Consider the following 25,762-nt stretch of genomic DNA (forward strand, 5'->3'; position numbering starts at 1 on the left):
ATGCGTGGAATGTGATATTATAACATTCGATGACTTCTGCAAGCTTAAATTGACATGACGACTTTAGTTTCTCTTGAAAATGTTTCGGTCTCATTCGGCCAGCGCCGCGTCCTTTCTGACGTGTCGCTGAATCTGAAGCCCGGCAAAATACTCACGCTGCTCGGCCCTAACGGTGCAGGCAAATCGACGCTGGTGCGCGTCGTATTAGGCCTGGTAGCCCCTGACGCAGGTGTTATCGTCCGCGAAGACAAATTGCGTATCGGCTATGTGCCGCAAAAATTACATCTTGATGCCACCCTGCCCCTGACGGTGAGCCGCTTCCTGCGCCTCCGTCCCGGTACGCGTAAAGCGGATATCCTCCCGGCGCTGAAACGCGTTCAGGCGGGACATCTTGTTGAGGCGCCCTTGCAAAAGCTGTCGGGCGGTGAAACCCAGCGCGTATTGCTTGCCCGTGCCCTGCTCAGCAGCCCTCAGCTGCTGGTCCTGGACGAGCCGACGCAGGGTGTTGACGTCAACGGTCAGGTTGCGCTGTACGATCTGATTGACCAGCTCCGTCGGGAGCTTAACTGCGCGGTGCTGATGGTCTCCCATGATCTGCATCTGGTGATGGCCAAAACCGACGAAGTACTGTGCCTGAACCATCACATTTGTTGTTCCGGCACGCCGGAAGTGGTGTCAATGCATCCCGAATTTATCTCCATGTTTGGCCATCGTGGCGCCGAACAGCTGGGCATCTATCGCCATAATCACAATCACCGCCATGATTTACAGGGACGAATTGTCCTGCGTCGGGGAAATGGACACTCATGATTGAACTGTTACTGCCCGGCTGGCTGGCCGGGATTATGCTTGCCTGCGCCGCGGGTCCACTCGGCTCGTTTGTCGTCTGGCGCAGAATGTCCTATTTCGGCGATACGCTGGCCCATGCTTCATTGCTGGGTGTCGCGTTTGGTTTATTACTGGACGTGAACCCGTTTTATGCGGTGATTGTCGTCACGCTGCTGCTGGCTGCCGGTCTGGTCTGGCTGGAAAAACGCCCTCACCTGGCAATTGATACCCTGCTCGGCATTATGGCGCACAGCGCCCTGTCGCTGGGCCTGGTGGTAGTGAGCCTGATGTCAAACATCCGCGTAGACCTGATGGCCTACCTGTTTGGCGATCTGCTGGCCGTCACGCCCGAAGATCTCATTTCCATTGCCATTGGCGTGGCGGTGGTGCTCGGGATCCTGCTGTGGCAGTGGCGGAGTTTACTGGCGATGACCGTCAGTCCGGATCTGGCCTTTGTCGATGGCGTGAAGCTTCAGCGCGTGAAGCTGCTGTTGATGCTGGTGACGGCGTTAACCATCGGCGTGGCGATGAAATTTGTTGGCGCGCTGATCATCACGTCGCTGCTGATAATTCCTGCCGCCACGGCGCGCCGTTTTGCGCGTACGCCGGAGCAAATGGCCGGTATCGCGGTGATTATCGGAATGATTGCGGTGACGGGCGGGTTAACCTTCTCGGCGTTTTATGACACGCCAGCGGGGCCGTCGGTGGTATTGTGCGCGGCGGTGTTGTTTATTTTCAGTATGATGAAAAAGACCGCGCAGTAGTCAGCATGTCCCCGGTGGCGCTTCGCTTACCGGGGCTAGAATTTATCGCTACTTACGGCATCGCGGGCGGCGTAATGCCGAAATGATTCCACGCCCGCACCGTCGCCATACGACCGCGCGGGGTACGCTGCAAGAAGCCTTGCTGGATCAGATACGGCTCCAGCACATCTTCGATAGTCTCACGCTCTTCGCCAATTGCCGCCGCCAGGTTATCCAGCCCTACTGGCCCGCCAAAGAACTTATCCAGCACCGCCAGCAGCAGCTTACGGTCCATATAGTCAAAACCTTCAGCATCGACGTTCAGCATATCCAGCGCCTGGGCTGCGATCTCGGCCGATATAGTGCCGTCGTGCTTCACCTCGGCAAAGTCACGCACCCGGCGCAGCAGGCGGTTGGCGATACGCGGCGTACCGCGGGAGCGCTTCGCCACTTCAAACGCCCCCTCTTCGCTCATATCCAGCCCCATGTAGCGCGCGCTGCGCCCCACAATATGCTGAAGGTCGGGCACCTGATAAAACTCCAGACGCTGCACGATACCAAAACGGTCACGCAGTGGAGAGGTCAGCGAGCCGGCGCGGGTCGTGGCGCCAATCAGGGTAAACGGTGGCAGATCGATTTTGATCGAGCGCGCGGCCGGACCTTCACCGATCATGATATCCAGCTGGTAATCCTCCATTGCCGGATAGAGCACTTCCTCCACCACCGGCGACAGGCGATGGATCTCGTCGATAAACAGCACGTCATGCGGTTCGAGGTTGGTCAGCATCGCCGCCAGGTCCCCTGCTTTCTCCAGTACCGGGCCGGAAGTGGTACGCAGGTTAACGCCCATTTCGTTGGCGACGATATTCGCCAGGGTGGTTTTACCTAACCCCGGCGGACCAAAAATCAGCAGGTGATCGAGCGCATCGCCGCGCAGCTTTGCCGCCTGGATGAAAATCTCCATCTGAGAACGAACCTGCGGCTGGCCGATATACTCATCCAGCAGTTTGGGACGGATCGCGCGATCCACCACGTCATCTGGCTGAATGGTGCCTGCCGATACCAGGCGGTCTGCTTCAATCATCCTTTACCTCACAATGCAGCGCGCAGCGCTTCACGAATCAGGGTTTCACTGCTGGCATCCGGTTTAGCAATTTTGCTCACCATCCGGCTGGCCTCCTGAGGTTTATAGCCCAGCGCCACCAGCGCGGCAACCGCTTCCTGCTCGGCATCATCATCCGATGCAGGCGCGCCCGGGGAAGTCAGCACCAGATCGGCTGCCGGCGTGAACAGATCGCCATGCAGACCTTTAAAGCGGTCCTTCATCTCGACAATTAAACGCTCGGCAGTTTTCTTCCCGATGCCCGGAAGTTTAATTAACGCAGCCGGATCTTCACGCTCAACGGCGTTCACAAACTGTGGCGCTGACATACCGGACAGAATCGCAAGCGCCAGCTTCGGCCCGACGCCGTTGGTTTTGATCAATTCGCGGAACAGGGTGCGTTCCTGTTTGTTATTGAATCCGTACAGCAGCTGAGCGTCTTCACGCACCACAAACTGGGTAAAGACAACCGCCTCTTTGCCCGCCTCCGGAAGCTCGTAGAAGCAGGTCATCGGCATATGGACTTCATAGCCCACGCCACCCACTTCCAGCAGCACTAACGGGGGTTGTTTTTCAATGATGATGCCTCTGAGTCTGCCTATCACGTGACGCTCCTGCGTTCTGGAAGAAATTATCTGCCGACATAATAAAAAAAGGCTGGATAAACATCCAGCCTGATTTGTCATTATCGTAACCTGCCTCGCGCCAGATTGAGCCGCGACTCGCTCATTTGCATCGCATTCTGGCTGACGTGACAGTGGGTAATCGCAATGGCCAGCGCATCCGCGGCGTCGGCCTGCGGGTTCGCAGGGAGCTTCAGCAGGGTACGCACCATGTGCTGCACCTGGCTTTTCTCCGCGCTACCAATGCCCACCACCGTCTGCTTAACCTGACGGGCCGCATACTCGAACACCGGCAGATCCTGGTTCACGGCGGCAACAATCGCCACGCCGCGCGCCTGACCGAGCTTTAACGCCGAGTCAGCATTTTTCGCCATAAAGACCTGCTCGATGGCGAAATAGTCCGGCTGAAACTGGGTGATGATCTCCGACACGCCCGCATAGATGAGCTTCAGGCGCGACGGCAGATCGTCCACTTTGGTGCGAATACACCCACTGCCGAGGTAGGTTAACTGGCGTCCCACCTGACGGATAACGCCATACCCGGTGACGCGTGAGCCTGGGTCAATCCCGAGAATAATCGACATCACGCGTCTCCTGTAACGGATCTACACGCTCTCATCAGAGAGTCGCTGCAACCTCATCAGAGATTTCACCGTTGTGGTACACTTCCTGTACGTCGTCGCAGTCTTCGAGCATGTCGATCAGACGCAGCAGTTTCGGTGCGGTTTCCGCATCCATGTCCGCTTTGGTAGACGGGATCATGGAGACTTCAGCGTTATCCGCCTTCAGGCCAGCCGCTTCCAGCGCATCGCGCACGGCACCCATCTCTTCCCATGCGGTGTAAACATCAATAGCGCCGTCGTCGTAGGTCACCACGTCTTCCGCACCGGCTTCCAGCGCCGCTTCCATGATCGCATCTTCGTCGCCTTTCTCGAAGGAGATGACGCCTTTTTTGCTGAACAGGTACGCTACAGAACCGTCAGTGCCCAGGTTGCCGCCGGTTTTGGTGAACGCGTGGCGCACTTCCGCAACGGTACGGTTACGGTTGTCGGACAGACACTCAACCATCACCGCCGTACCGCCAGGACCGTAACCTTCATAAATGATGGTTTCCATGTTCGCGTCTTCATCACCGCCCACGCCACGTGCGATTGCACGGTTCAGGGTGTCACGCGTCATGTTGTTGGACAGGGCTTTATCCACCGCTGCGCGCAGACGTGGGTTAGAGGCCGGATCGCCGCCGCCCAGACGCGCCGCTGTCACCAGCTCACGAATGATTTTGGTAAAGATTTTACCGCGTTTGGCATCCTGTGCCGCTTTGCGGTGTTTGGTGTTGGCCCACTTACTATGACCTGCCATAAAAAGTTCTCCAAAAATCGCGCCTTCTCAGGCAGCGTTAATTACAAATTCTTCAATCGCCTGCCGGTTGCTCCACGACTTGGTCATTGCGGCGGCATCCGCCGCATCCACCCAGCGGTAGGTCAGGTGTTCCGTGAACACGATCTCCCGCTCATGGGGAAGCGCAAGGCAGAACCATGATTCCGTATTGCGCTCAATTCCCGGTGCATAGCGATGACGTAAATGGCTAAAAATTTCAAACTCCACCGTGCGCTGACAGTCCTTCAGGGTCAGTTGCTCGTAAGCAACATCAATGGCGACCTCTTCCTTTACTTCACGCGCGGCGGCCTGCGGTGCGGTCTCCCCCTCTTCCAGGCTGCCGGTAACCGACTGCCAGAAATCCGGATCGTCGCGCCGCTGCAACATCAGCACCCGCTTCGTGTCTTCTGCATAAATGACCACCAGAACCGAAACGGGACGCTTATATGCCATATCAGTTTTTCTCTTCCTTCTTCACCACCTCAATGCCCAGCTCAGCCAGTGCGGCCGGGTTGGCAAAGCTTGGCGCTTCGGTCATCAGACACGCGGCGGCAGTGGTTTTCGGGAAGGCGATCACATCACGGATGTTATCGGTGCCGGTCAGCAGCATGGTCAGACGGTCAAGACCGAAAGCCAGACCCGCGTGCGGAGGCGTACCGTATTTCAGCGCGTCCAGCAGGAAGCCGAACTTCTCGCGCTGCTCCTGTTCGTTGATGCCCAGGATGCCGAACACGGTCTGCTGCATTTCACCGCTGTGAATACGCACGGAACCACCGCCCACTTCGTAGCCGTTGATGACCATATCGTAGGCGTTTGCCACTGCGTCTTCCGGTGCTGCCTTCAGCTCTGCCGGCGTCATGTCTTTTGGCGAGGTGAACGGGTGGTGCATCGCGGTCAGGCCACCTTCACCGTCGTCTTCAAACATTGGGAAGTCGATAACCCACAGCGGCGCCCATTTGCTTTCGTCGGTCAGGTTCAGGTCTTTGCCGAGCTTCAGACGCAGCGCGCCCATCGCATCCGCAACCACTTTCTTGTTGTCTGCGCCGAAGAAGATCATGTCGCCGTCCTGCGCGCCGGTGCGCTCCAGGATCGCTTCCACGATGTCCGCGTTCAGGAATTTCGCAACCGGGCTGGTGATACCTTCCAGACCTTTCGCACGCTCGGTCACTTTAATATAGGCCAGACCTTTCGCGCCGTAGATCTTGATGAAGTTGCCGTAGTCGTCGATCTGCTTACGGCTCAGAGCCGCTCCGCCCGGCACGCGCAGTGCCGCCACGCGGCCTTTCGGATCGTTAGCCGGGCCAGCAAAGACCGCGAACTCAACGGCTTTCACCAGGTCTGCCACGTCCACCAGCTCCATCGGGTTACGCAGGTCTGGTTTGTCGGAGCCGTAGCGACGCTCGGCTTCCGCGAAGGTCATGATTGGGAAATCGCCCAGTTCGACGCCTTTCACGTCGTTCCACAGGCTACGCACCAGGGCTTCCATCACTTCACGCACCTGCTCAGCGGTCATGAAGGAGGTTTCCACATCGATCTGGGTAAATTCTGGCTGACGGTCAGCGCGCAGGTCTTCGTCGCGGAAGCATTTCACGATCTGATAGTAGCGATCGAAGCCAGACATCATCAGCAGCTGTTTGAACAGCTGTGGAGACTGCGGCAGCGCATAGAATTTGCCTTTATGGACGCGGGATGGCACCAGGTAATCGCGCGCGCCTTCCGGCGTGGCTTTGGTCAGCATCGGGGTTTCGATATCAAGGAAACCGTGGTCATCCATAAAACGGCGCACCAGGCTGGTGATTTTCGCACGGGTTTTCAGGCGCTGAGCCATTTCCGGACGACGCAGATCCAGGTAGCGGTATTTCAGACGCGCTTCTTCGGTGTTGACGTGGTTGGAGTCCAGCGGCAACGCTTCCGCGCGGTTGATGATCGTCAGATCGGACGCCAGCACTTCGATAGCGCCGGTCGCCATGTCGGCGTTGACGTTTTTCTCGTCACGCGCACGCACGGTGCCCGTCACCTGAATGCAGAACTCATTGCGCAGCTCAGAAGCCAGCTTCAACGCATCAGCGCGATCCGGATCGAAGAACACCTGAACGATACCTTCGCGGTCACGCATATCAATAAAGATAAGGCTACCAAGATCGCGACGACGATTGACCCAACCACACAGGGTGACCTGCTGCCCGACGTGGGACTGACGCAGCTGCCCGCAATATTCTGTACGCATGAGATATCCCTTAATTAGCCGCAGGCTGATTGTCGCCTGTCTCGCAGGCTACGATGTCGCAGCTTTCTGTATGTCACAACTGGATGAAAAAAGGCGGCTATTATACTGGAAATTCTGCCGCACGATAAGAGCGAAGCACGGCCTGACGCGCGTTTGCTGAACTCTTATTGCCTATTCTCACAAAAATTAACAAAATTATCCGACCGATAACAGGCCATCACGTCGTAAGGTGTAGAAAAGCAATCATTTGACGGGAGCGACGATGTTTACACTTGATGCCACCAAAACCGCCCTTGTGGTCATTGATTTACAGGAAGGCATTCTGCCTTTTGCCGGTGGTCCGCACACCGCTGACGATGTGGTCAGCCGCGCTGCGCGCCTGGCAGAAAAATGCCGCGCCAGCGGCTCGCCTGTTGTTATGGTGCGCGTCGGCTGGTCCGCTGATTTCGCCGAAGCGTTAAAACAGCCGGTTGATGCTCAGGCCCCGGCGCAGGCGCTGCCGGACAACTGGTGGACATATCCTGTCTCGCTCGGTAAACGCGACAGCGATATAGAAGTCACCAAACGCCAGTGGGGCGCATTCTACGGCACCGACCTGGAGCTCCAGCTGCGCCGTCGCGGGATCGACACGATTATTCTGTGCGGGATCTCCACCAACATTGGTGTGGAATCCACCGCCCGTAACGCCTGGGAGCTGGGCTTTAACCTGGTGATCGCGGAAGATGCGTGCAGCGCAGCCTCTGCGGATCAGCACCAGGGCAGCATGACCCATATCTTCCCGCGTATCGGTCGCGTGCGCAGCACGGATGAGATCCTCAGCGCGCTATGATGTACGTGGGCCTGCCCCAGTGGTCGCACCCGAAATGGGTGCGCCTGGGTATTACCAACCTTGAAGAGTATGCCCGACACTTTAACTGCGTGGAGGGCAATACCACGCTGTACGCTCTGCCCCGCGCGGAGATCGTCGAACGCTGGCGCGAGCAAACCACCGACGACTTCCGCTTTTGCTTTAAATTCCCGGCGACCATCTCCCACAACGCCGCGCTGCGCAACTGCGATGATTTAACCCACGAGTTTTTCACCCGGATGTCGCCTCTGGCCAACCGTATTGGCCAGTACTGGCTCCAGCTTCCCGCCACGTTTGGCCCACGCGACCTGCCCGCCCTCTGGCAGTTTCTCGAGGCCCTGCCACTTGATTTCACCTACGGCGTAGAAGTGAGGCATCCGGAATTCTTTGCCAAAGGCGACGCGGAGAAAGCGCTCAATCGCGGCCTGCATGAACGATCGGTCAACCGCGTGATCCTCGACAGCCGCCCCGTGCACAGCGCAATCCCGCACAGCGAAGCCGTTGTTGATGCCCAGCGCAAAAAACCGAAAGTGCCCGTCCATGCGATCGTAACGGCGCAGAACCCGATGGTCCGGTTTATCGGCAGCGATAACATGCAGCAAAATGAGGAGATGTTCGCCGTCTGGCTGCAAACGCTGGCGAAATGGGAGCACACCACCACGCCGTACCTTTTTTTACATACGCCGGATATCGCACAGGCGCCTGAACTGGTCGATGCTCTCTGGCAGGCCTTGCAGCAGGCGGTTCCGTCGGTTGGCCCCGCGCCGTCCATCCCACAACAATCTTCTCTTTTCTGAAATCACCCCCTATCATAGAGACGTGCCATCTGCCAAAAACAGGGAGTTAGTATGGTCAGCGCGCTGTATGCGGTGTTAGGTGCATTACTGCTGATTAAGTTTTCATTTGATGTTGTGCGCCTGAGAATGCAGTACCGCGTCTCGTACGGTGACGGGGGCTTTTCTGAGCTGCAAAGCGCAATCCGGATCCACGGCAACGCGGTCGAGTACATTCCCGTCGCGTTAATTTTACTGCTGTTAATGGAGATGGATGGCGCTGAAACCTGGATGGTGCACGTCTGCGGGCTGCTGCTGATAGCAGGGCGTTTGATGCATTATTATGGTTTTCACCATCGCCTGATCCGCTGGCGTCGTTCCGGCATGAGCGCGACCTGGTGCTCGCTTTTGCTGATGGTGCTGGCTAACCTTTGGTATATGCCGTGGGAGTTGGTTTTCTCCTTCCATTAGCGCACAATATGCCCCTTTATTTTTCCCGGATTTTTACGTTATGTCAGATCGCGACACGCTTTTTTCCGCGCCTATCTCCAGCCTGGGCGACTGGACCTTTGATGAACGGGTAGCCGAAGTCTTCCCGGATATGATCCAGCGCTCTGTTCCCGGTTATTCCAATATTATCTCCATGATCGGCATGCTGGCGGAGCGTTTTGTTCAACCCGGCACGCAGGTCTATGACCTGGGCTGTTCGCTGGGAGCGGCAACGCTGTCCATTCGTCGTAACGTTCATCACGAAGGCTGCAAGATTGTGGCTGTCGATAACTCACCGGCCATGGTCGAACGCTGCCGTCGCCACATTGACGCGTATAAAGCCCCTACGCCTGTGGAGGTGGTAGAAGGCGATATCCGCGATATCGACATCCAGAACGCCTCGATGGTGGTCCTGAACTTTACCCTTCAGTTCCTGGTGCCGGACGATCGTCAGCGGTTGCTGGATAAAATTTATCAAGGCCTGAACCCGGGCGGCGCGCTGGTGTTATCTGAGAAATTCAGCTTTGAAGATGCCAGCGTGGGCGAACTGCTGTTCAACATGCACCATGATTTCAAGCGTGCAAATGGCTACAGCGAGCTGGAGATCAGCCAGAAGCGCAGCATGCTTGAAAACGTCATGCTGACGGATTCCGTAGAAACCCACAAAGCGCGCCTGCGCAAAGCCGGATTTGAACACAGCGAACTGTGGTTCCAGTGCTTTAACTTTGGTTCTCTGGTGGCGCTGAAAGCCGGAGACGCAGCATGATCGAGTTCGGTAATTTCTATCAGCTGATTGCCAAAAACCATCTTTCCCACTGGCTGGAAACCCTGCCTGCGCAAATTGCCACCTGGCAGCGCGATCAGCAGCATGGTCTGTTGAAGCAGTGGTCCAACGCCGTGGAGTTTCTGCCTGAACTGACGCCTCATCGTCTGGATTTACTGCACAGCGTGACGGCGGAGAGCGAAGAGCCGCTCCCGGCCGGGCAGATCAACCGCATCGAAACGCTGATGCGCAACCTGATGCCGTGGCGCAAAGGGCCGTTTTCACTTTACGGCGTAAACATCAACACCGAGTGGCGCTCCGACTGGAAGTGGGATCGCGTTCTGCCGCATTTATCCGACCTGACCGGGCGCACCATTCTGGACGTGGGCTGCGGTAGCGGCTATCACATGTGGCGCATGATCGGCGCAGGCGCGCATCTGGTCATCGGTATCGATCCGATGCAGCTGTTCCTGTGCCAGTTTGAAGCGGTGCGTAAGCTGTTGGGTAACGACCAGCGTGCGCACCTGTTGCCGCTGGGTATCGAGCAACTCCCGGCCCTGAAAGCCTTTGATACCGTTTTCTCGATGGGCGTGCTGTACCACCGTCGTTCCCCGCTGGAGCATCTCTGGCAATTGAAAGATCAGCTGGTCAGCGGCGGCGAACTGGTGCTCGAAACGTTGGTTATCGAAGGCGATGAACATGCCGTTCTGGTGCCGGGCGATCGCTATGCGCAGATGCGCAACGTTTACTTCATCCCTTCCGCGCTGGCGCTGAAGAACTGGCTGGAGAAATGTGGGTTTGTCGATGTACGCATCGCCGATGTGTGCGTGACGTCGATTGAAGAACAGCGTCGCACCGACTGGATGATCACCGAATCGCTGGAGCAATTCCTCGACCCGGACGATCACAGTAAAACCATCGAAGGCTATCCGGCCCCGATGCGTGCGGTATTGATTGCGACGAAGCCGTAGTTTGTGCCGGGTGGCGGCTGCGCCTTACCCGGCCTACGCGTCGCACGTTTTCTCCAAAATAGTTCAAGTTGCAGCAAGGCGGCAACGCAGCGAATCCCCGGGAGCTTACATCAGTAAGTGACCGGGGTGAGCGAGGCGGCCAACGCGGCTGCGGCTTGAAATATGAAGGAGAAAAAAAGGCCCCTGTGTAATTTGCAGGGGCCTGGTACAAGCAAGCATCATATTGGGCGACATGATGCGCGGTAAAAATCGGTACGTTGCTACACGTGATGACGTTCAATCAACGATTTCATTACCGCAACCGACTCTCCATCCACACCGTAGCGCGAGTACTCATCCGCTTCAGCATCCGTCGACATTGACAACCCTGTATTGCGATAACGCATGGGTGAAGGTATCCATTTACCCGCTGAGCTGTGCAGCTCTTCCACCTCTGCGTTTAAAAACAGTTCCAGATTGCTGGCGCGTACTCCTGCGCCCGCCATGATTATTGGAACACCGGAATGTGCTTTTAGTTCCGTAATTAATTTCAGTCCTTTTTCAGCCGAGGACTGCTGGCCCGACGTCAGAACGCGCGCCACGCCCAGTTCTGCCAGCGTATCAAAGGCTTGTATCGGATCCTGACACATATCGAACGCACGATGAAAAGTGACCGCCATCCCCCGGGCGGCGCGCATGACCTGACGCATACGCGGAAGATCGATGTTGCCGTCTTCGTCCAGTACACCGATCACCAGCCCCGGAAAACCTAAATCACGGACGAGGGCGATATCCTCAAGCATGGCACTGAACTCACCCGCCGTATAACAAAAATCACCGCCGCGCGGGCGAATAATCGGGTGCACCGGAATAGTGATGGCCTGACGGGCTGATTTCAGCACGCCAGAGGACGGGGTTAATCCTCCTTCTTTCGGTGCCGCGCAAAGCTCGATGCGATCGGCCCCGTGCCGTTGCGCAGTGACGGCACACTCCACGCTGTAACAACAAATTTCCAGCAGCGCCATGTCATCCTCCTTAAATTTCACTCAACGTACCATCGTGGCACGTTGCCCGATTGGTGTCTGGATCGACGCTCACAATGCTTACGCTTCGCTGGCGATGATCTGCTCGATAGTCCAGGGATGGAATTTCACCGTCACGTTGCCGTCCGTTACGGCAAGCGTAGGGTTCGGTAAGCGTTCGCGCTCCCCTTTTGGCGAGCTGGTTTTGACGAAAATACCCGGCTGGCTTAACCCCTCGTCGGAAAGCAGCGTCAGCGCACGGGCGTTCAGCGTCTCGGGCTCCCCAGGCAGAACAATTTCGATATGCTCCCAGCCTTCGTGCGGATAACGCTTCTCTCCTGGCCAGGGCAGTTCCACAACGGTGAATTGCCAGTGCGCCACCGTTACCGGCGCATGAAGTTTGAACAGGCAGATCGGGCGACCGTTAATGATATTCTCCGACAGCAGTTCTCCGCACTGTTCAAAGCCACGCCGCCAGCGTTCGGCGGTGGCATTCTGGTGGCAGCGCAAAGAGATGTGATCGGCCTCAAGCGGCGCGATATCCAGCCCGAGACGGGTGGCAAGTTCTGTGAACGCCTGGGTGAAGCGCGGTAAATCTGCGGAAATATCATGCAGTTCGTCAATGGTGTGCCAGTTCGCCATAGGTCAGTCTCGTTTCGTGTCGCAAAGCCGCTAATTTACTCTGTTGCCCCCTGTCGACCAACCGCAGAATCACGGTTTTTTCGACTGCATGATTATGCATACCGTCTTCGCCTGGATTCTGAGCGATCTTCGCCCCCCGCAGGGCTGACGCCCGAAGGCATTTGCAGTATACTCCCGCCCTAAATTCTTAAACTGGCGTGGGTGTTTTTTACCCGCATCAAAAACGTAAGGTATCCAGGTGAATATTCAGGCTCTTCTCTCAGAAAAAGTCAGTCAGGCACTGATTGCCGCAGGTGCGCCTGCGGATTGCGAACCACAGGTTCGTCAGTCAGCGAAAGTACAGTTTGGCGACTATCAGGCTAATGGCGTGATGGCAGTGGCTAAAAAACTGGGCATGCCGCCGCGACAGCTCGCTGAGCAGGTACTGACGCATCTGGATCTCACCGGCATCGCCAGCAAAACCGAAATCGCCGGTCCAGGCTTTATCAACATTTTCCTTGAGCCTGCATTCCTGGCAAGCCACGTTGACGCGGCGCTGAAATCTGACCGTCTGGGCGTGGCTCAGCCAGAAGCGCAGACCGTGGTGGTTGACTACTCCGCGCCAAACGTGGCGAAAGAGATGCACGTCGGTCACCTGCGCTCCACCATCATCGGTGACGCGGCAGTGCGTACCCTGGAGTTCCTTGGTCACAAGGTGATCCGCGCTAACCACGTAGGCGACTGGGGCACGCAGTTCGGCATGCTGATCGCGTATCTGGAAAAACAGCAGCAGGAAAACGCAGGCGAAATGGCGCTGGCAGACCTGGAAGGTTTCTACCGTGAAGCCAAAAAGCACTATGACGAAGACGAAGCCTTCGCCGAGCGCGCGCGCAGCTACGTGGTGAAACTTCAAGGTGGCGACCCGTACTTCCTCGAGATGTGGCGCAAGCTGGTGGACATTACCATGTCCCAGAACCAGCTTACCTATAATCGTCTGAACGTGACCCTGACCCGTGACGACGTGATGGGTGAAAGCCTGTATAACCCGATGCTGCCAGGCATTGTGGCGGACCTGAAAGCTAAAAATCTGGCGGTGGAAAGCGAAGGCGCAACGGTGGTGTTCCTTGATGAGTATAAAAACAAGGAAGGCGAACCGATGGGCGTGATCGTCCAGAAAAAGGATGGCGGCTATCTTTACACCACCACCGACATCGCCTGTGCGAAATACCGTTACGAAACCCTGCATGCGGACCGCGTGCTGTATTACATCGACTCCCGTCAGCATCAGCATCTGATGCAGGCGTGGACTATCGTGCGTAAAGCGGGTTATGTGCCGGATTCCGTGCCGCTGGAACATCACATGTTCGGCATGATGCTGGGTAAAGACGGTAAGCCGTTCAAAACCCGTGCGGGCGGCACCGTGAAGCTTTCCGATCTGCTGGATGAAGCGCTGGAACGCGCGCGTCGCCTGGTGGCCGAGAAGAACCCGGACATGCCTGCTGACGAGCTGGAGAAACTTGCTAACGCGGTGGGAATTGGCGCGGTGAAATACGCGGATCTCTCCAAGAACCGTACCACCGACTATATCTTCGACTGGGACAACATGCTGGCGTTTGAAGGCAACACGGCGCCATACATGCAGTACGCTTACACCCGCGTACTCTCCGTCTTCCGTAAAGCCAATATCGACGAAAGCGTGCTGGCGAATGCTACGGTGTCTATTACCGAAGACCGTGAAGCACAGCTGGCTGCCCGCCTGCTTCAGTTCGAAGAGACGCTCTCCGTGGTCGCGCGTGACGGTACGCCGCACGTTATGTGTGCTTACCTGTACGATCTGGCCGGTCTGTTCTCTGGCTTCTACGAACACTGCCCTATCCTCTCTGCCGAGAGCGAAGCGGTGCGCCACAGCCGCCTGAAGCTCGCGCAGCTGACGGCGAAGACCCTGAAGCTCGGTCTGGATACTCTGGGTATCGAAACCGTAGAGCGTATGTAAAAAATAAACCCGGCAAGCGCCGGGTTTTTTATTATCAGAAATACTTCCGCAAATACTCCGTCAGGCACAGTATCGCCATCGCCTGCCCGTACGGCATCGAGGTCAGCGGTATCTGGCGGTAAAACGCCAGATCGCTGCCCATCCCGGTCCCGAACGAGGTTTGCAGCAGCTCCCCTTCCGGCGAGATGTTTTTCACGATACCGCGAATCGCTTTCTCCGCCACCTCTGCGTACTCTGCGCCGACATAACGCTTGCGCACGGCTTTCAGAATGCCGTAGGCAAACCCTGCCGTGGCCGACGCCTCCAGATAAGATTCAGGATCGTCCAGCAGCGTATGCCACAAGCCACTCTCGTCCTGACATTTTGCCAGTGCGGCGATCTGCGCGTTCAGTACCTGCACCAGATAGCGACGAACGGCGTTGTTTTCCGGCAGATCCACCAGCTCGAGGAAATCCGGGATCACGATGGTCAGCCAGCTGTTGCCACGCGCCCAGCGGGCCCGGGCAAAGTTGTGATTGCCGTCGTAATTCCAGCCGTGGAACCACAGCCCCGTCTCCCGATCCATCAGGTTCTGTACGTGGAGCAGGAACTGATAGATCGCCTCCTCGACGTACTCCGGCTTGTTCAGCAGCTTGCCGATTTTCGCCAGCGGCAGCACCGTCATCATCAGCGTGTCATCCCACATTTGCTGATGGTTCTCTTCCGCCAGGGTGATGTGCTGCATGCCACCATGTTCGGTGCGCGGCATCTCATTCATCGCCCATTCCGCCCAGCTTTCCAGCCACGGCAGCCAGGCCGGGTTTTTGGTCTCTTCGTAGCGATACGCCAGCGTCAGGAACGGCGACATGGTATTCACGTTTTTGGTGGTTGCGCCTTCAGCGAAACGGTCAGTAAACCAGCTGTCGATAATCTCGCGCATGCCTTCGTCACCGGTCTGGCAGTAATACTGCCAGATACCGTATAAACCGACGCCGTGGGTCCATTCCCATCCGGCCCAGCCTTTGGTGTCGATCACACGCCCGTCGTCCAGCCGAAGCAAAAACTCACCCGTTTTGTCGTGGATATTGACCAGGTTATGCGTCACCTTTTGAATCAGCGATTTCAGCTCATCCCTGGCGATAAAGCGCTCAGGCTGACGCAGTAATGGGCTATGTTTGACAGGCCAAACTTTCATCATCTTAACCTCTGTTGTATGTCGAATTCAGTACCGCGCGATCCTTCAGCGAAGGGGCCGCCGGCTTATTGCGATTCAGATAACCGATATTGTTGTTGCCCCACAGGGATTCATACGGCATACCGGCCAGCATCTCCACGGTGGCGCGGGCCTGCGGGGTCACCGCCTCTGGCATCGCATGGCCGGACTCGCGCATTTTCGCGGTCTCTTCACGCAGGGTGCTGTGGGTCTGCAAATTGAGTTTGAAGCGCAGGGAGACCAGGAAGCCGCAGAACAGTACCAGAATGGTGCCGACGCTCAGGATCATCAGAATGGTGTGGCTCACTTCCGCAGGCTGCACTTTTTGACCGCTGACAAAGCCAGACATCTGCATCACGATCCCCACCAGCATTACCGCACCGGCCTGGGACGCTTTACGGGTCAGCGTCATGATGCCCGCGAAGATCCCTTCGCGACGCTGACCGGTGATCACTTCGTCCACGTCAGCAATGTAGGTGTAGGTATTCCACGGTACGTAGTTGATCCCCCCGCGACCAAGACCGGCAACCGCAGAGATCAGCAGCAGCAGAGCGTAAACGTCGCTCAGGCCCGCGTAATAAAGTACCGCGTAAGAGAGCGAAGCCAGACCAAACAGCACGACCACCATGCGGTAAGACGGCGCAGGTCCGAAGCGAATGCACAGCGGGATCATGCCGATCACGGCGAGGAACTGGAAGATGGCCATCGTGCCCAGCAGGTTGGACGCCATTGACGCCTCCTGCATCAGCACAAATACCACGTAATAGGTAAACACGGCATTAAAGACGTCCTGTGCGATGTAGCCGCCAAGGTACATCCCCAGATGCTGGCGGAAAATCTTGATACGCAGCGTCGAACTTAATTCAACAAAAAGGCGATTCAGGCTCTGGCCCAGGGTCAGCTTTTTCTTCTCTTCTTCGGCACGCAGGGCCGCTTCAGACCACTCTTCCCGCGGGCGCTCCCAGGTAAAGAACCAGACGAACGTAAGCATCAGTGCGCAGAGTACGGAGAAGACCAGGCTTGCATAGAAGAAGGAGATCGCGTTGTCTTTGCCGAAATGCGTGAGCAGGATCCCCGGGAGGAAGGAAGCCAGAATAGCGGACATCTGCGCCATAGAGATACGCGCCCCGGAGAATTTGGTTTTCTGTTTGAAATCGTCCGTCATCTCCGGCACCAGCGTTTCGTATGGCACCAGGATCATGGTGTAGACGATATCAAAGATCAGATAGGTCAGCAGGTAGTACCAGAAACTCATGTCCCCTACCCACATCAGCGAGTAGCTGAAAACACAGGGAATACCGAGCAGGATGAAGAACTTACGACGGCCAAAACGCTTGCCCAGCCAGGTGGTGCCAAAGTTATCGGTTAAAAAGCCCATTAACGGGCTGACAACCGCATCCAGCACCCTTGCGGCGGCGAAGATAAAGGTTGCTTCAATCGGTGTGAGTCCACAGAAGGTGGTATAAAAATACAAAAGCCAGGCGGCCGTCAGGGCGGTGGTTCCCGCCCCGAGGAAGTCCCCTGACCCGTAAGCAAGATAATTTGCGAGTCCAATTTTACGTGTTTTCATTGCCGTCAACCCTAATCAGTTTTGGGAGACTCCCTGTAAGCAAACCTCGTCCGGGAGTTTTTACACGGCTACAGTAAAAGTATCGACCTGTTGATACCTTTCTGTTTCTGCCATCACAAAGGGGTGAATGGCAAAAATGCAAAGAGTGTCAATACGCGTGTCACTGATTTATAAAACAGCGTTTCTTTTGTATCAAAAGGGAAGGTCAATTTTGCGAGCCAGCCTTCAGAAATGCCTGAAGACTGGTGAAAAGGCAGGCAGTTAGCGGTAGTTGACGAGCACCTCGTTGCGCTGAACTTTCAGCGCCGGGATCAGACGTCCACCGCCTGGCACTTCCCAGATAAAGCGTAAAGGCTCCTGAGCAGACACCCCGTTGAAGGCCTGGGTGGTGCCACTTTGTCCCTCGATTTCCGCGCAGCGGGTCAGCGAGCACAGCCGCACTCGCAACCCGGCTGGTGTGGGTCCCGTCAGGGTGTAATTCCAGGCCACCAGCGTCATCTGCCCGGACACGGGCTCAGAGGCGGACAACGGACGGGAGGAGATCGACTCCCCGCGATGGTTGAGCGTTAAGCCTATACTGCTGGCCTGCCATGCCCCCTCGCCTGCGGCCTGCGCCGCCAGCGGGAAAAGTAAGATCCACAGCCACTTCCGCATTATTTCCCTCCTATGGTCGCCGTCATGCGAATATTGCGGTTATCGGACAGCTCCATATTCGACAGCACCACCAGCTGGTTCAGGCTCCGGCGCAGGAAGCGCGACAGCAGCGGACGCAGCGCATGATTCACCAGCAGCACCGGCGGCGCGCCCAGCATCTCCTGACGCGCCAGCGCCTCCTGGGTTTGCGCCAGTAATCTGTCCGCCAGACCCGGCTCCAGCCCGCCACCGCCCTGCAACGCCTGAAGCAGCAGCCGTTCCAGCGGCGTATCCAGGCCAATGACCTGCACTTCGCCGGTTCCCGGGAACCATTGCTGGGTAATGGCGCGTCCGAGCGCCACGCGTACCACCGCCGTCAGTTCGTGCGGATCGCTTTGCAGCGGCGCATGTTCGGCCAGCGTCTCAAGGATGGTACGCATATCGCGAATGGGCACCTTCTCGTCGAGCAGGTTTTGCAGCACTTTATGCAGGGTGGTTAAGGTCAGCACGCCCGGCACTAAATCTTCGGTCAGTTTCGGCATCTCCTGCGTTACGCGGTCGAGCAGCTGCTGCGCCTCCTGACGACCAAACAGTTCCGCAGAGAACTGGCCAATCAGATGGTTGAGGTGCGTCGCCACCACGGTACTGGCCTCAACAACCGTGTAACCCTGGATCTGCGCCTGCTCTTTCAGAGCGCTCTCAATCCAGATTGCCGCCAGACCAAAGGCCGGGTCGGTCGTCTGCTCACCCGGCAACGTGCCTGCGGCCGTGCCCGGGTTAATTGCCAGCCAGCGGCCGGGGTACGCATCACCGCTGCCGATTTCTACCCCTTTCATCAGGATGCGATAGCGCGCGGGCGGGAGATCCATGTTGTCCCGGATGTGGACCACCGGCGGCAGGAAGCCCATATCCTGGGCGAATTTTTTACGAATGCTGCGGATACGGCCAAGCAGTTCACCATCCTGCTGGAAATCCACCATCGGGATCAGGCGGTACCCCACTTCCATCCCCAGCGAATCTTCGAGCTGAACGTCGTTCCAGGTGGCCTCCACCGCCTGGGTGTTCTCAGGCATTTTGACCGGCGCTGGCTCTGCCTTAGGCTGCGTTTCACGGCCACGCATCCACCAGGCAAGGCCCAGCAGCGCGGCAGTAAACAGCAGGAATACCAGGTTTGGCATGCCAGGCACCATACCGAGCAGGCCCAGTACCGCCGCGGAGAGCAGCATAACGCGCGGGTTGCTGAACAACTGCCCCACCATCTGCTCGCCTACATCCTGATCGGTGCTGACGCGGGTCACAATCACACCCGCCGCGGTGGAGATCACCAGCGCCGGGATCTGCGCCACCAGACCATCACCAATGGTCAGCAGCGTATAGCTTTCCGCTGCGTGGCCCATGTCCATGCCGTGTTGCAGCACGCCGACGAGCAGGCCGCCGACGACGTTAATCACCATGATCAGAATGCCCGCGATGGCGTCACCGCGCACAAACTTACTCGCACCGTCCATGGAGCCGTAGAAATCTGCCTCCTGGGTCACTTCGGCACGGCGTTTTTTTGCTTCATCTTCCGCGATCAGCCCGGCATTCAGGTCGGCGTCGATGGCCATCTGCTTACCCGGCATACCGTCGAGCACGAAGCGCGCGCCCACTTCTGCGATACGCCCCGCCCCTTTAGTGATAACCATGAAGTTGATAATCACCAGAATGACGAACACCACGATACCGATGGCGAAGTTGCCGCCCACCAGGAAGTGACCGAAGGCTTCGACCACCTTGCCCGCCGCCGCCGCGCCGGTGTGCCCTTCCATCAGGATGATACGCGTGGAGGCAACGTTCAGCGCCAGACGCAGCAGCGTGGTGAACAGCAGGATCGTTGGAAACGCGGCGAACTCCAGCGTGCGCTGGGTGAACATCGCCACCAGCAACACCATGATGGACAACGCAATGTTGAAGGTGAAAAGCAGGTCGAGAATAAATGCCGGTAACGGCAGCACCATCATCGACAGAATTAGCAGGATCAGAATCGGTCCGGCAAGGATCTGCCATTGCGTCGATTTCAGGTTGCCGGGCAGGCGCAACATTGCCACCAGATTAGCCATCAGTGTCCTTCTCGTTCAAAAAATCCAGTGCTTCAGGCACCGGAAGGTTCTCAGGTTTTACAGGTCGTTGACCGCCCGCTAAACGCCAGCGTTTCAGTTGCCACACCCAGGCCAGCACCTCTGCGACAGCGGCGTAGAGCTGGCCCGGGATCTGTTGTCCAATTTCCGCGTGGCGATACAGCGCACGGGCCAGCGGCGGTGCTTCCAGGATCGGTACGCGGTTTTCCGTCGCGATTTCACGAATGCGCAGCGCAATCAGCCCGGCCCCTTTCGCCACCACTTTCGGCGCGCTCATTTTGTTTTCGTCGTACTGAAGCGCCACGGAGTAGTGGGTCGGGTTGGTGACGATGACGTCGGCTTTCGGCACATCTTCCATCATGCGCCGACGCGCGGCGGCACGCTGCATCTGCCGGATACGGCCCTTAACGTGGGGGTCGCCTTCCATCTGTTTATATTCATCGCGGATGTCCTGACGCGACATTCGCAGCTTTTTGATATGGGAATAGATCTGGAAGATAACGTCGAACGCCACCATCGGAATAATGCTGAGTACCACCAGCAGCGAGCATAACCCGACCAGGTTCAGGGCATTTTTCATCGCCGTCATCGGTGACTCGCTGATCAGGCGCATCATCTCCGGCCAGTGGTGCCACAGAAAAAACCCGGCTGTACTGCCCATAAGAAGCGATTTCAGGATCGCTTTAAGAAGCTCAGCCCCGGTTTGCGCGGAGAACATTTTCGCAATACCGGGTAGCGGGTTGAGCTTGGAGAATTTCGGTTGCAGCGATTTACCGCTGAACACCAGGCCACCGAGCATGACCGGCGAAACAAGGGCCACGATGACCACGCCCGCGATCAGCGGCAGCAAGGCGATCATCGCGCTTTTCACAAGGTTGATGATTTGAATGAGGATCAGATTGGGGTCATTGACCATGCTGTGATCAAAACGTAAGCCAGCAGAGAGCATTCCCGCCAGTCTGCGGGCGAGCATCTCCCCGCCCCACCAGATTATGCAGACGCCCACCACCAGGATCAGCAGGGATGTCAGCTCTCGGGATCGGGGGATCTGCCCATCCTCACGGGCTTTTTCAAGTCGGTGGGGTGTGGGGGCTTCTGTTTTGTCGTCGTTCTCTTCTGCCACTGTGCCTGCTCGCAGCCCATTAATTCACGGGTATCATGCCAGCGCAGAGAAAATCCAATGGCGGGAAAAGCCCGTTTATTCGGGCTCTTTTCGCTGTTTTTGTTCTGAGCTGCCTCAGGCCGCGTTAACGACCTGAGGCAGAACGGGCAATCAGAAACCAAGGCTATCCAGCAGATCGTCCACCTGATCCTGGCTTGCCACCACGCCCGCTTTGCTGGTGTCAAGCTGTGGACCATTGAGCAGGCTTTCGTTCTCGCGTTTCGGACGGGCAGCCGGTTCCGGAATGTTCTCCAGCAGCACCATCAGCAGCTGACGTTCAATCTCCTGAATCACATCCATCATGCGCTTGATCACCTGGCCGGTAAGGTCCTGGAAATCCTGCGCCATCATGATGTCCAGCAGCTGGGCGTTAGTGAAGCTGGTGTGGCCCGGCACGTCACCCAGGTACTGACGGGTATCCGTTACCAGTTCGCGGGCATCCGCCAGCTCAATAGGGTTCTCAAACCACTCATCCCAGCGTTTGCTCAGCGCTTTCGCACCCTTCTCCATGGCATCCTGGTGCGGCTGCGAGGCTTCAACGCTGTTCAGCGCACGCTCGGCCGCCTGCGCGGTCATCTGCACGACGTAGTCCAGACGGTCGCGCGCGTCAGGGATGGCTTCCGCCGCTTCGGCGATAGCCTGGTCCAGCCCCAGCTCACGCAGGCTGTCGCGCAGCATGCGGGTCAGGCTACCAATGCGGGCAATAATGTCGCTCGGCGAATGTTCTTCAACGGGTTTCATAGCAGGTTGCAACATATCCATCACCTCACATGCCGAGTTTCTCGAAGATCTTCCCGAGCTTCTCTTCCAGAGTCGCCGCGGTGAATGGCTTCACCACGTAGCCGCTTGCGCCCGCCTGTGCAGCGGCAATAATGTTCTCTTTCTTCGCTTCTGCGGTTACCATCAGTACCGGCAGAGAGGCCATACCTGCATCCGCGCGGATGGTTTTCAGCAGTTCGAGACCGTCCATGTTCGGCATGTTCCAGTCGGAAATCACAAAACCAAACCCGCCAGCCTGGAGCTTGTTCAGCGCATCCACCCCGTCTTCTGCTTCTTCAACATTGTTGAAGCCCAGCTCTTTCAGCAGGTTGCGCACAATGCGACGCATGGTGGAAAAGTCATCCACAACCAAAAACTTAAGCTCTTTATCCGCCATAAAATAATACTCCTGAGTCAAATACGTATTGCCTGTCCGGCACTGATTTTCGCCAGCATCTGCTGGCTTACCTGGCTAAGATCGACCACTTCGCTTACGCCACCCATATTGATGGCCTCGCGCGGCATGCCGAACACCACACAACTTGCTTCATTCTGCGCAATCGTCCAGGCGCCAGCCTGGTGCATCGCAAGCATTCCGGCGGCGCCGTCGTTACCCATCCCCGTCAGGATCACCCCAACGGCGTTGCGCCCCGCATGTTTCGCCACCGAATGAAACAGCACATCCACCGACGGACGGTGCCGGTTAACCGGCGGCCCGTCATGAATTTTGATTTGATAGTTCGCCCCGCTGCGCGCCAGCTCCATGTGCTTGTCACCCGGGGCGATATAGGCGTGACCCGGCAGCACGCGCTCGCCGTCTTCCGCCTCTTTCACGCTGATCTGGCACAGCTTATTCAGGCGCTCCGCGAACGAGCGGGTAAAGCCCGGCGGCATATGTTGCGTAATCAGAATACCCGGGCTTGAGAGCGGCAATGGCTGGAGTACATGGCGAATTGCCTCTGTTCCTCCGGTTGACGCGCCAATCACCAGCAACTTTTCCGAGCTGAGTAACGGCCCCGCCTTCAGGGTTGCCGGGGCTGCCGTCGGTTTATGCGCGGCAAGCTTCGCCCGGGACGCGGTGCGGATCTTCTCGGCGATCATCTCGCTGTACGCCAGCATCCCCTCGCGAATGCCGAGCTGCGGCTTGGTGACAAAATCCACCGCCCCCAGCTCCAGCGCGCGCAGGGTGATTTCTGAACCCTTACCGGTCAGAGATGACACCATCACCACCGGCATCGGGCGCAGGCGCATTAATTTTTCCAGGAAATCGATGCCATCCATGCGCGGCATTTCAACATCCAGCGTCAGCACGTCGGGGTTATATTTTTTGATTAAATCCCGCGCGACCAGCGGATCGGGCGCTGTCGCCACCATCTCCATATCGCTGTGGCTATTGATGATTTCGGTCATGATCTGACGCATCAGCGCCGAATCATCGACAGACAATACCCTGATTTTACTCATGCTTTTTCCTTACTCAGCGCATATACCGTTTGCCCACGCAGGCTAAACTCACGCACGAGGTTGCTGAAGTTTTCCGAGTGCCCGGCAAACAGTAAACCGTCAGGCTTGAGCAACGGAACAAAGCGACGCAAAATGTCCTGCTGCGTCGTTTTATCAAAATAGATCATCACGTTACGACAAAAAATGGCGTCGAATGGCCCCGGCACGTTGTACTGCTTATCCAGTAAATTAACGGGGGCAAATTCCACGCAGTTCGCCAGCTCCTGGCGTACGCGCACCAGTCCTTCATGCGGGCCGGTACCGCGCATGAAGTAACGCTGTAGCTGCTGGGGAGACAGCGTTTTCAGCTCATCCTGGCGATAAACGCCGTTACGGGCTTTTTCCAGCACTTCCGTGTCGATGTCGCTGGCGTACACTTTCCAGCGACCCGGTGCCATGCCCAGGGTGTCCGCCAGGGTGATGGCCAGCGAGTACGGCTCTTCCCCGGTAGAGGCCGCCGCGCTCCAGACGCGATACTCTCCGCCACGGCGGCGGGCGTGTTCCGCCAGCACCGGGAAGTGATGCGCCTCGCGGAAAAACGCGGTCAGGTTGGTGGTTAATGAGTTGATAAATGCCTGCCATTCGGCGCTGTTCTGGTTCGCTTCGAGCATGCTCAGATAGCGGCCAAAATCGTCCAGCCCCAGCGTGCGCAAGCGCCGCACCAGCCGGTTGTAGACCATGTCTCGCTTATGGTCCGCAAGCACGATCCCCGCACGCTGGTAGATTAACTGACATATCCGACGAAAATGCGCGTCGGACAGCGCGAGGCGCTGTGTCATCTGCAACAATAATGACGTTTGCCCTGAGGGCATGGGTGATGTCATAGCGCCTTCTCAATCACATTCAGGATACAACGGGCACGGCCTGTGACCGTCCGACTTCTGTTACTGCTTCAACGTGCTCTTTCACATTAAATACGGCGACTAACCCGGTAAGGTGATCCGCCTGGTTTGCCAGCTGATCGGTCGCAGCCGCCGCCTCTTCCACCAGTGAGGCGTTCTGCTGTGTAACCTGATCCATCTGTGTAACGGCCTGCGCCACCTGCTCAATACCACGGCGTTGTTCATCAGACGCCGAGGCAATCTCGCCCATAATGTCGTTAACCCGCGTCACGGAGGTGACTATCTCGTGCATGGTCTGCGCGGCGGTATCCACCAGCGCGGAGCCCTGCTGAACGCGGGAGACCGACTCTTCTATCAGCCCTTTGATCTCTTTCGCCGCATTGGCGCTGCGGCTGGCGAGGTTTCGGACTTCACCGGCAACCACCGCGAACCCGCGCCCCTGCTCGCCGGCACGCGCCGCTTCCACCGCCGCGTTCAGCGCCAGAATATTGGTCTGGAACGCGATACCGTCGATAACGCTGATAATGTCGCCAATTTTCTGCGAGCTGGCGGCAATCTCCTGCATCGTGCTGGCAACGTGAGAAGCCTGATCGCCCCCACGTTTCGCCGTCATCGCTGCCTGTTTTGACAAGTCGGACGCCTGACGCGCGTTATCGGCGTTCTGGCTTACCGTCGCGGTCAGCTGCTCCATGCTGGCCGCCGTCTGCGCCAGCGATGCCGCCTGCTGTTCAGTGCGGGAAGAGAGGTCGTTATTGCCTGCCGCAATCTCGGAGATCCCGGTATGCATGGCGTAACTGCCCTGGCGAACGTTGCTTACCGTTTCCCGCAGCGAACTCTGCATCGCCTTCAGGCTGGCGAAAATCGCTGATATTTCATTCCTGCCATACACGGCCACCGGACGCGCCAGGTCGCCCTTCGCAATACTGTCGAAGTGACTGCTGACGATGGCCAGCGGCTGGACGATCATTTTGCGCGACCACCACAGCGAGCCGCCGGTCAGCAGGGCCGCCAGGATTACCATGGTCAGGAATATCATCCCTGACATGCGGTAACTGGTACGGCTGTCCGCACCGGCACGCGCCACAAACTGGTTAATATCCTGCTGCCATGCGTTAAAGCTGTCGTCAAACGCCGCCTGAGACGCCTGCACCGGCGCGGTCAGGAAGTCAGAAAGCTGGTTGTTCTCCAGCCACGTCGCCTGATGGTCGAGATCGCCGTACCACACATCAAAGGTCTTTTTCATGGCGACTTTGAGCGCTTTCTCTTTCTCACTGACCGCCTCCTGCGCCGTAAAGGCCTTGAACTGCGCGTCGGCCTGCTTCAGGCTGCTGCGGGCCACAACCATCAGCGCCTTAATATCCTCCGGCGGATAGCTCAGCGCGGTTAACGTCCCTGCTTTGTTCAGCGCAGTGCTTGCCTGCAACAGCACGGCACGCGTTTGTGCCAGTGCGGAGCGCTGCTGATTACTCGTCTCAACTTCCTGCAAATTCTGATAGCCATCGCGAAACGCCCAGAAAGACAACCCGTTACTGCCAACCTGCAAAACCCCACACAGGATCAGAATCAAAAACAGTGTGGTCGAGATACGAATACGATTTAACATCCACGCTCCCATCAAGCGGCAAG

General features: G+C 57.3%; 26 protein-coding genes. 8 read left to right on the forward strand and 18 right to left on the reverse strand.

From position 1 onward, the window contains the following. The first annotated feature begins 54 nt into the window (after positions 1 to 54). Both znuC and znuB read left to right on the forward strand, forming a co-directional pair. Positions 55 to 810 (forward strand): zinc ABC transporter ATP-binding protein ZnuC, encoded by a 756-nt coding sequence (gene znuC / locus ACOTZD_RS01380; RefSeq protein WP_003859757.1) that lies wholly within the window; start codon positions 55 to 57, stop codon positions 808 to 810. Continuing rightward, positions 807 to 1,592 carry a zinc ABC transporter permease subunit ZnuB gene (znuB, locus tag ACOTZD_RS01385; protein ID WP_003859755.1) on the forward strand — a complete coding sequence of 262 codons (786 nt, stop codon included), beginning with the start codon at positions 807 to 809 and terminating at the stop codon, positions 1,590 to 1,592. The genes znuC and znuB overlap by 4 nt, the downstream gene beginning before the upstream one ends. Positions 1,593 to 1,644: 52 nt before the next feature. On the opposite strand, the gene ruvB is transcribed toward znuB, so the two are convergent. From ruvB to aspS, 6 genes are all read right to left on the reverse strand, one after another. Then, on the reverse strand, positions 1,645 to 2,655 hold the full coding sequence (gene ruvB, locus ACOTZD_RS01390) for a Holliday junction branch migration DNA helicase RuvB (RefSeq protein WP_003859753.1): 1,011 nt from the start codon (positions 2,653 to 2,655) through the stop codon (positions 1,645 to 1,647). Positions 2,656 to 2,663: 8 nt separating this feature from the next. Beyond that, a complete protein-coding gene (ruvA, locus tag ACOTZD_RS01395; RefSeq protein WP_003859751.1) occupies positions 2,664 to 3,278 on the reverse strand; it encodes a Holliday junction branch migration protein RuvA in 615 nt (204 codons plus the stop codon). Between the two features lie 80 nt (positions 3,279 to 3,358). Continuing rightward, positions 3,359 to 3,880, reverse strand: a complete 522-nt coding sequence (gene ruvC / locus ACOTZD_RS01400; protein WP_003859749.1) for a crossover junction endodeoxyribonuclease RuvC — start codon at positions 3,878 to 3,880, stop codon at positions 3,359 to 3,361. Positions 3,881 to 3,914: 34 nt separating this feature from the next. Next, positions 3,915 to 4,655: a YebC/PmpR family DNA-binding transcriptional regulator gene (locus ACOTZD_RS01405; protein ID WP_003859747.1), complete on the reverse strand. Its 741-nt coding sequence runs from the start codon at positions 4,653 to 4,655 to the stop codon at positions 3,915 to 3,917. 27 nt (positions 4,656 to 4,682) lie between these two features. Continuing rightward, positions 4,683 to 5,126 carry a dihydroneopterin triphosphate diphosphatase gene (gene nudB, locus ACOTZD_RS01410; RefSeq protein WP_174401966.1) on the reverse strand — a complete coding sequence of 148 codons (444 nt, stop codon included), beginning with the start codon at positions 5,124 to 5,126 and terminating at the stop codon, positions 4,683 to 4,685. Between the two features lies 1 nt (position 5,127). After that, positions 5,128 to 6,900, reverse strand: coding sequence for an aspartate--tRNA ligase (aspS, locus tag ACOTZD_RS01415; RefSeq protein ID WP_003859743.1), 1,773 nt, complete (start codon positions 6,898 to 6,900; stop codon positions 5,128 to 5,130). Between the two features lie 262 nt (positions 6,901 to 7,162). Here aspS and ACOTZD_RS01420 point away from each other — a divergent pair, with 262 nt between their 5' ends. The 5 genes from ACOTZD_RS01420 to cmoB are packed head-to-tail and all read left to right on the forward strand — an operon-like array spanning position 7,163 to position 10,743. Continuing rightward, entirely contained in the window at positions 7,163 to 7,729 is a 567-nt protein-coding gene (locus tag ACOTZD_RS01420; RefSeq protein ID WP_017384353.1) for a hydrolase, read from the forward strand. Next, positions 7,726 to 8,544, forward strand: a complete 819-nt coding sequence (locus ACOTZD_RS01425) for a DUF72 domain-containing protein (protein WP_023314350.1) — start codon at positions 7,726 to 7,728, stop codon at positions 8,542 to 8,544. The genes ACOTZD_RS01420 and ACOTZD_RS01425 overlap by 4 nt, the downstream gene beginning before the upstream one ends. A gap of 51 nt (positions 8,545 to 8,595) precedes the next feature. Further along, a complete protein-coding gene (locus ACOTZD_RS01430) occupies positions 8,596 to 8,991 on the forward strand; it encodes an MAPEG family protein (protein ID WP_003859737.1) in 396 nt (131 codons plus the stop codon). Between the two features lie 40 nt (positions 8,992 to 9,031). Continuing rightward, positions 9,032 to 9,775: a carboxy-S-adenosyl-L-methionine synthase CmoA gene (cmoA, locus tag ACOTZD_RS01435; protein ID WP_421636243.1), complete on the forward strand. Its 744-nt coding sequence runs from the start codon at positions 9,032 to 9,034 to the stop codon at positions 9,773 to 9,775. Next, positions 9,772 to 10,743 carry a tRNA 5-methoxyuridine(34)/uridine 5-oxyacetic acid(34) synthase CmoB gene (gene cmoB, locus ACOTZD_RS01440; protein ID WP_022651447.1) on the forward strand — a complete coding sequence of 324 codons (972 nt, stop codon included), beginning with the start codon at positions 9,772 to 9,774 and terminating at the stop codon, positions 10,741 to 10,743. Before cmoA ends, cmoB begins: the two co-directional genes overlap by 4 nt. A gap of 260 nt (positions 10,744 to 11,003) precedes the next feature. On the opposite strand, the gene cutC is transcribed toward cmoB, so the two are convergent. Then, positions 11,004 to 11,747 (reverse strand): copper homeostasis protein CutC, encoded by a 744-nt coding sequence (gene cutC / locus ACOTZD_RS01445; protein WP_047653733.1) that lies wholly within the window; start codon positions 11,745 to 11,747, stop codon positions 11,004 to 11,006. Positions 11,748 to 11,825: 78 nt separating this feature from the next. After that, positions 11,826 to 12,386, reverse strand: a complete 561-nt coding sequence (locus ACOTZD_RS01450) for a VOC family protein (RefSeq protein ID WP_045896070.1) — start codon at positions 12,384 to 12,386, stop codon at positions 11,826 to 11,828. Between the two features lie 238 nt (positions 12,387 to 12,624). On the opposite strand from ACOTZD_RS01450, the gene argS reads away from it, so the two are divergent. Next, positions 12,625 to 14,358: an arginine--tRNA ligase gene (gene argS, locus ACOTZD_RS01455; RefSeq protein WP_032609527.1), complete on the forward strand. Its 1,734-nt coding sequence runs from the start codon at positions 12,625 to 12,627 to the stop codon at positions 14,356 to 14,358. 34 nt (positions 14,359 to 14,392) lie between these two features. Here the strand turns inward: argS and ACOTZD_RS01460 are convergent, their stop codons facing one another. From ACOTZD_RS01460 to tap, 10 genes are all read right to left on the reverse strand, one after another. Beyond that, entirely contained in the window at positions 14,393 to 15,532 is a 1,140-nt protein-coding gene (locus ACOTZD_RS01460) for a glycoside hydrolase family 88/105 protein (RefSeq protein ID WP_048209383.1), read from the reverse strand. Between the two features lie 4 nt (positions 15,533 to 15,536). After that, on the reverse strand, positions 15,537 to 17,120 hold the full coding sequence (locus ACOTZD_RS01465) for an MFS transporter (RefSeq protein WP_003859727.1): 1,584 nt from the start codon (positions 17,118 to 17,120) through the stop codon (positions 15,537 to 15,539). Positions 17,121 to 17,381: 261 nt separating this feature from the next. Next, on the reverse strand, positions 17,382 to 17,774 hold the full coding sequence (gene flhE / locus ACOTZD_RS01470) for a flagellar protein FlhE (protein ID WP_003859725.1): 393 nt from the start codon (positions 17,772 to 17,774) through the stop codon (positions 17,382 to 17,384). Next, complete coding sequence (gene flhA, locus ACOTZD_RS01475) at positions 17,774 to 19,852, reverse strand: flagellar biosynthesis protein FlhA (protein WP_003859723.1); 2,079 nt, start codon at positions 19,850 to 19,852, stop codon at positions 17,774 to 17,776. The genes flhE and flhA overlap by 1 nt, the downstream gene beginning before the upstream one ends. Next, positions 19,845 to 20,993 (reverse strand): flagellar biosynthesis protein FlhB, encoded by a 1,149-nt coding sequence (gene flhB / locus ACOTZD_RS01480; protein ID WP_003859720.1) that lies wholly within the window; start codon positions 20,991 to 20,993, stop codon positions 19,845 to 19,847. Before flhB ends, flhA begins: the two co-directional genes overlap by 8 nt. A 150-nt stretch (positions 20,994 to 21,143) precedes the next feature. Beyond that, the gene (cheZ, locus tag ACOTZD_RS01485; protein WP_003859718.1) at positions 21,144 to 21,788 is read right to left on the reverse strand and encodes a protein phosphatase CheZ; all 645 of its coding nucleotides are present in this window, start codon (positions 21,786 to 21,788) and stop codon (positions 21,144 to 21,146) included. 10 nt (positions 21,789 to 21,798) lie between these two features. Continuing rightward, positions 21,799 to 22,188: a chemotaxis response regulator CheY gene (cheY, locus tag ACOTZD_RS01490; protein WP_000763862.1), complete on the reverse strand. Its 390-nt coding sequence runs from the start codon at positions 22,186 to 22,188 to the stop codon at positions 21,799 to 21,801. 17 nt (positions 22,189 to 22,205) lie between these two features. Next, positions 22,206 to 23,255, reverse strand: coding sequence for a protein-glutamate methylesterase/protein-glutamine glutaminase (locus tag ACOTZD_RS01495; protein ID WP_003859716.1), 1,050 nt, complete (start codon positions 23,253 to 23,255; stop codon positions 22,206 to 22,208). Then, positions 23,252 to 24,118 carry a protein-glutamate O-methyltransferase CheR gene (gene cheR / locus ACOTZD_RS01500; RefSeq protein WP_003859714.1) on the reverse strand — a complete coding sequence of 289 codons (867 nt, stop codon included), beginning with the start codon at positions 24,116 to 24,118 and terminating at the stop codon, positions 23,252 to 23,254. The genes ACOTZD_RS01495 and cheR overlap by 4 nt, the downstream gene beginning before the upstream one ends. A 19-nt stretch (positions 24,119 to 24,137) precedes the next feature. Further along, complete coding sequence (gene tap, locus ACOTZD_RS01505; protein ID WP_045340739.1) at positions 24,138 to 25,739, reverse strand: methyl-accepting chemotaxis protein IV; 1,602 nt, start codon at positions 25,737 to 25,739, stop codon at positions 24,138 to 24,140. Between the last annotated feature and the right edge of the window lie 23 nt (positions 25,740 to 25,762).

Source organism: Enterobacter cloacae complex sp. SHL022 (assembly GCF_049237785.1).
Taxonomy (GTDB): domain Bacteria; phylum Pseudomonadota; class Gammaproteobacteria; order Enterobacterales; family Enterobacteriaceae; genus Enterobacter; species Enterobacter hormaechei_C.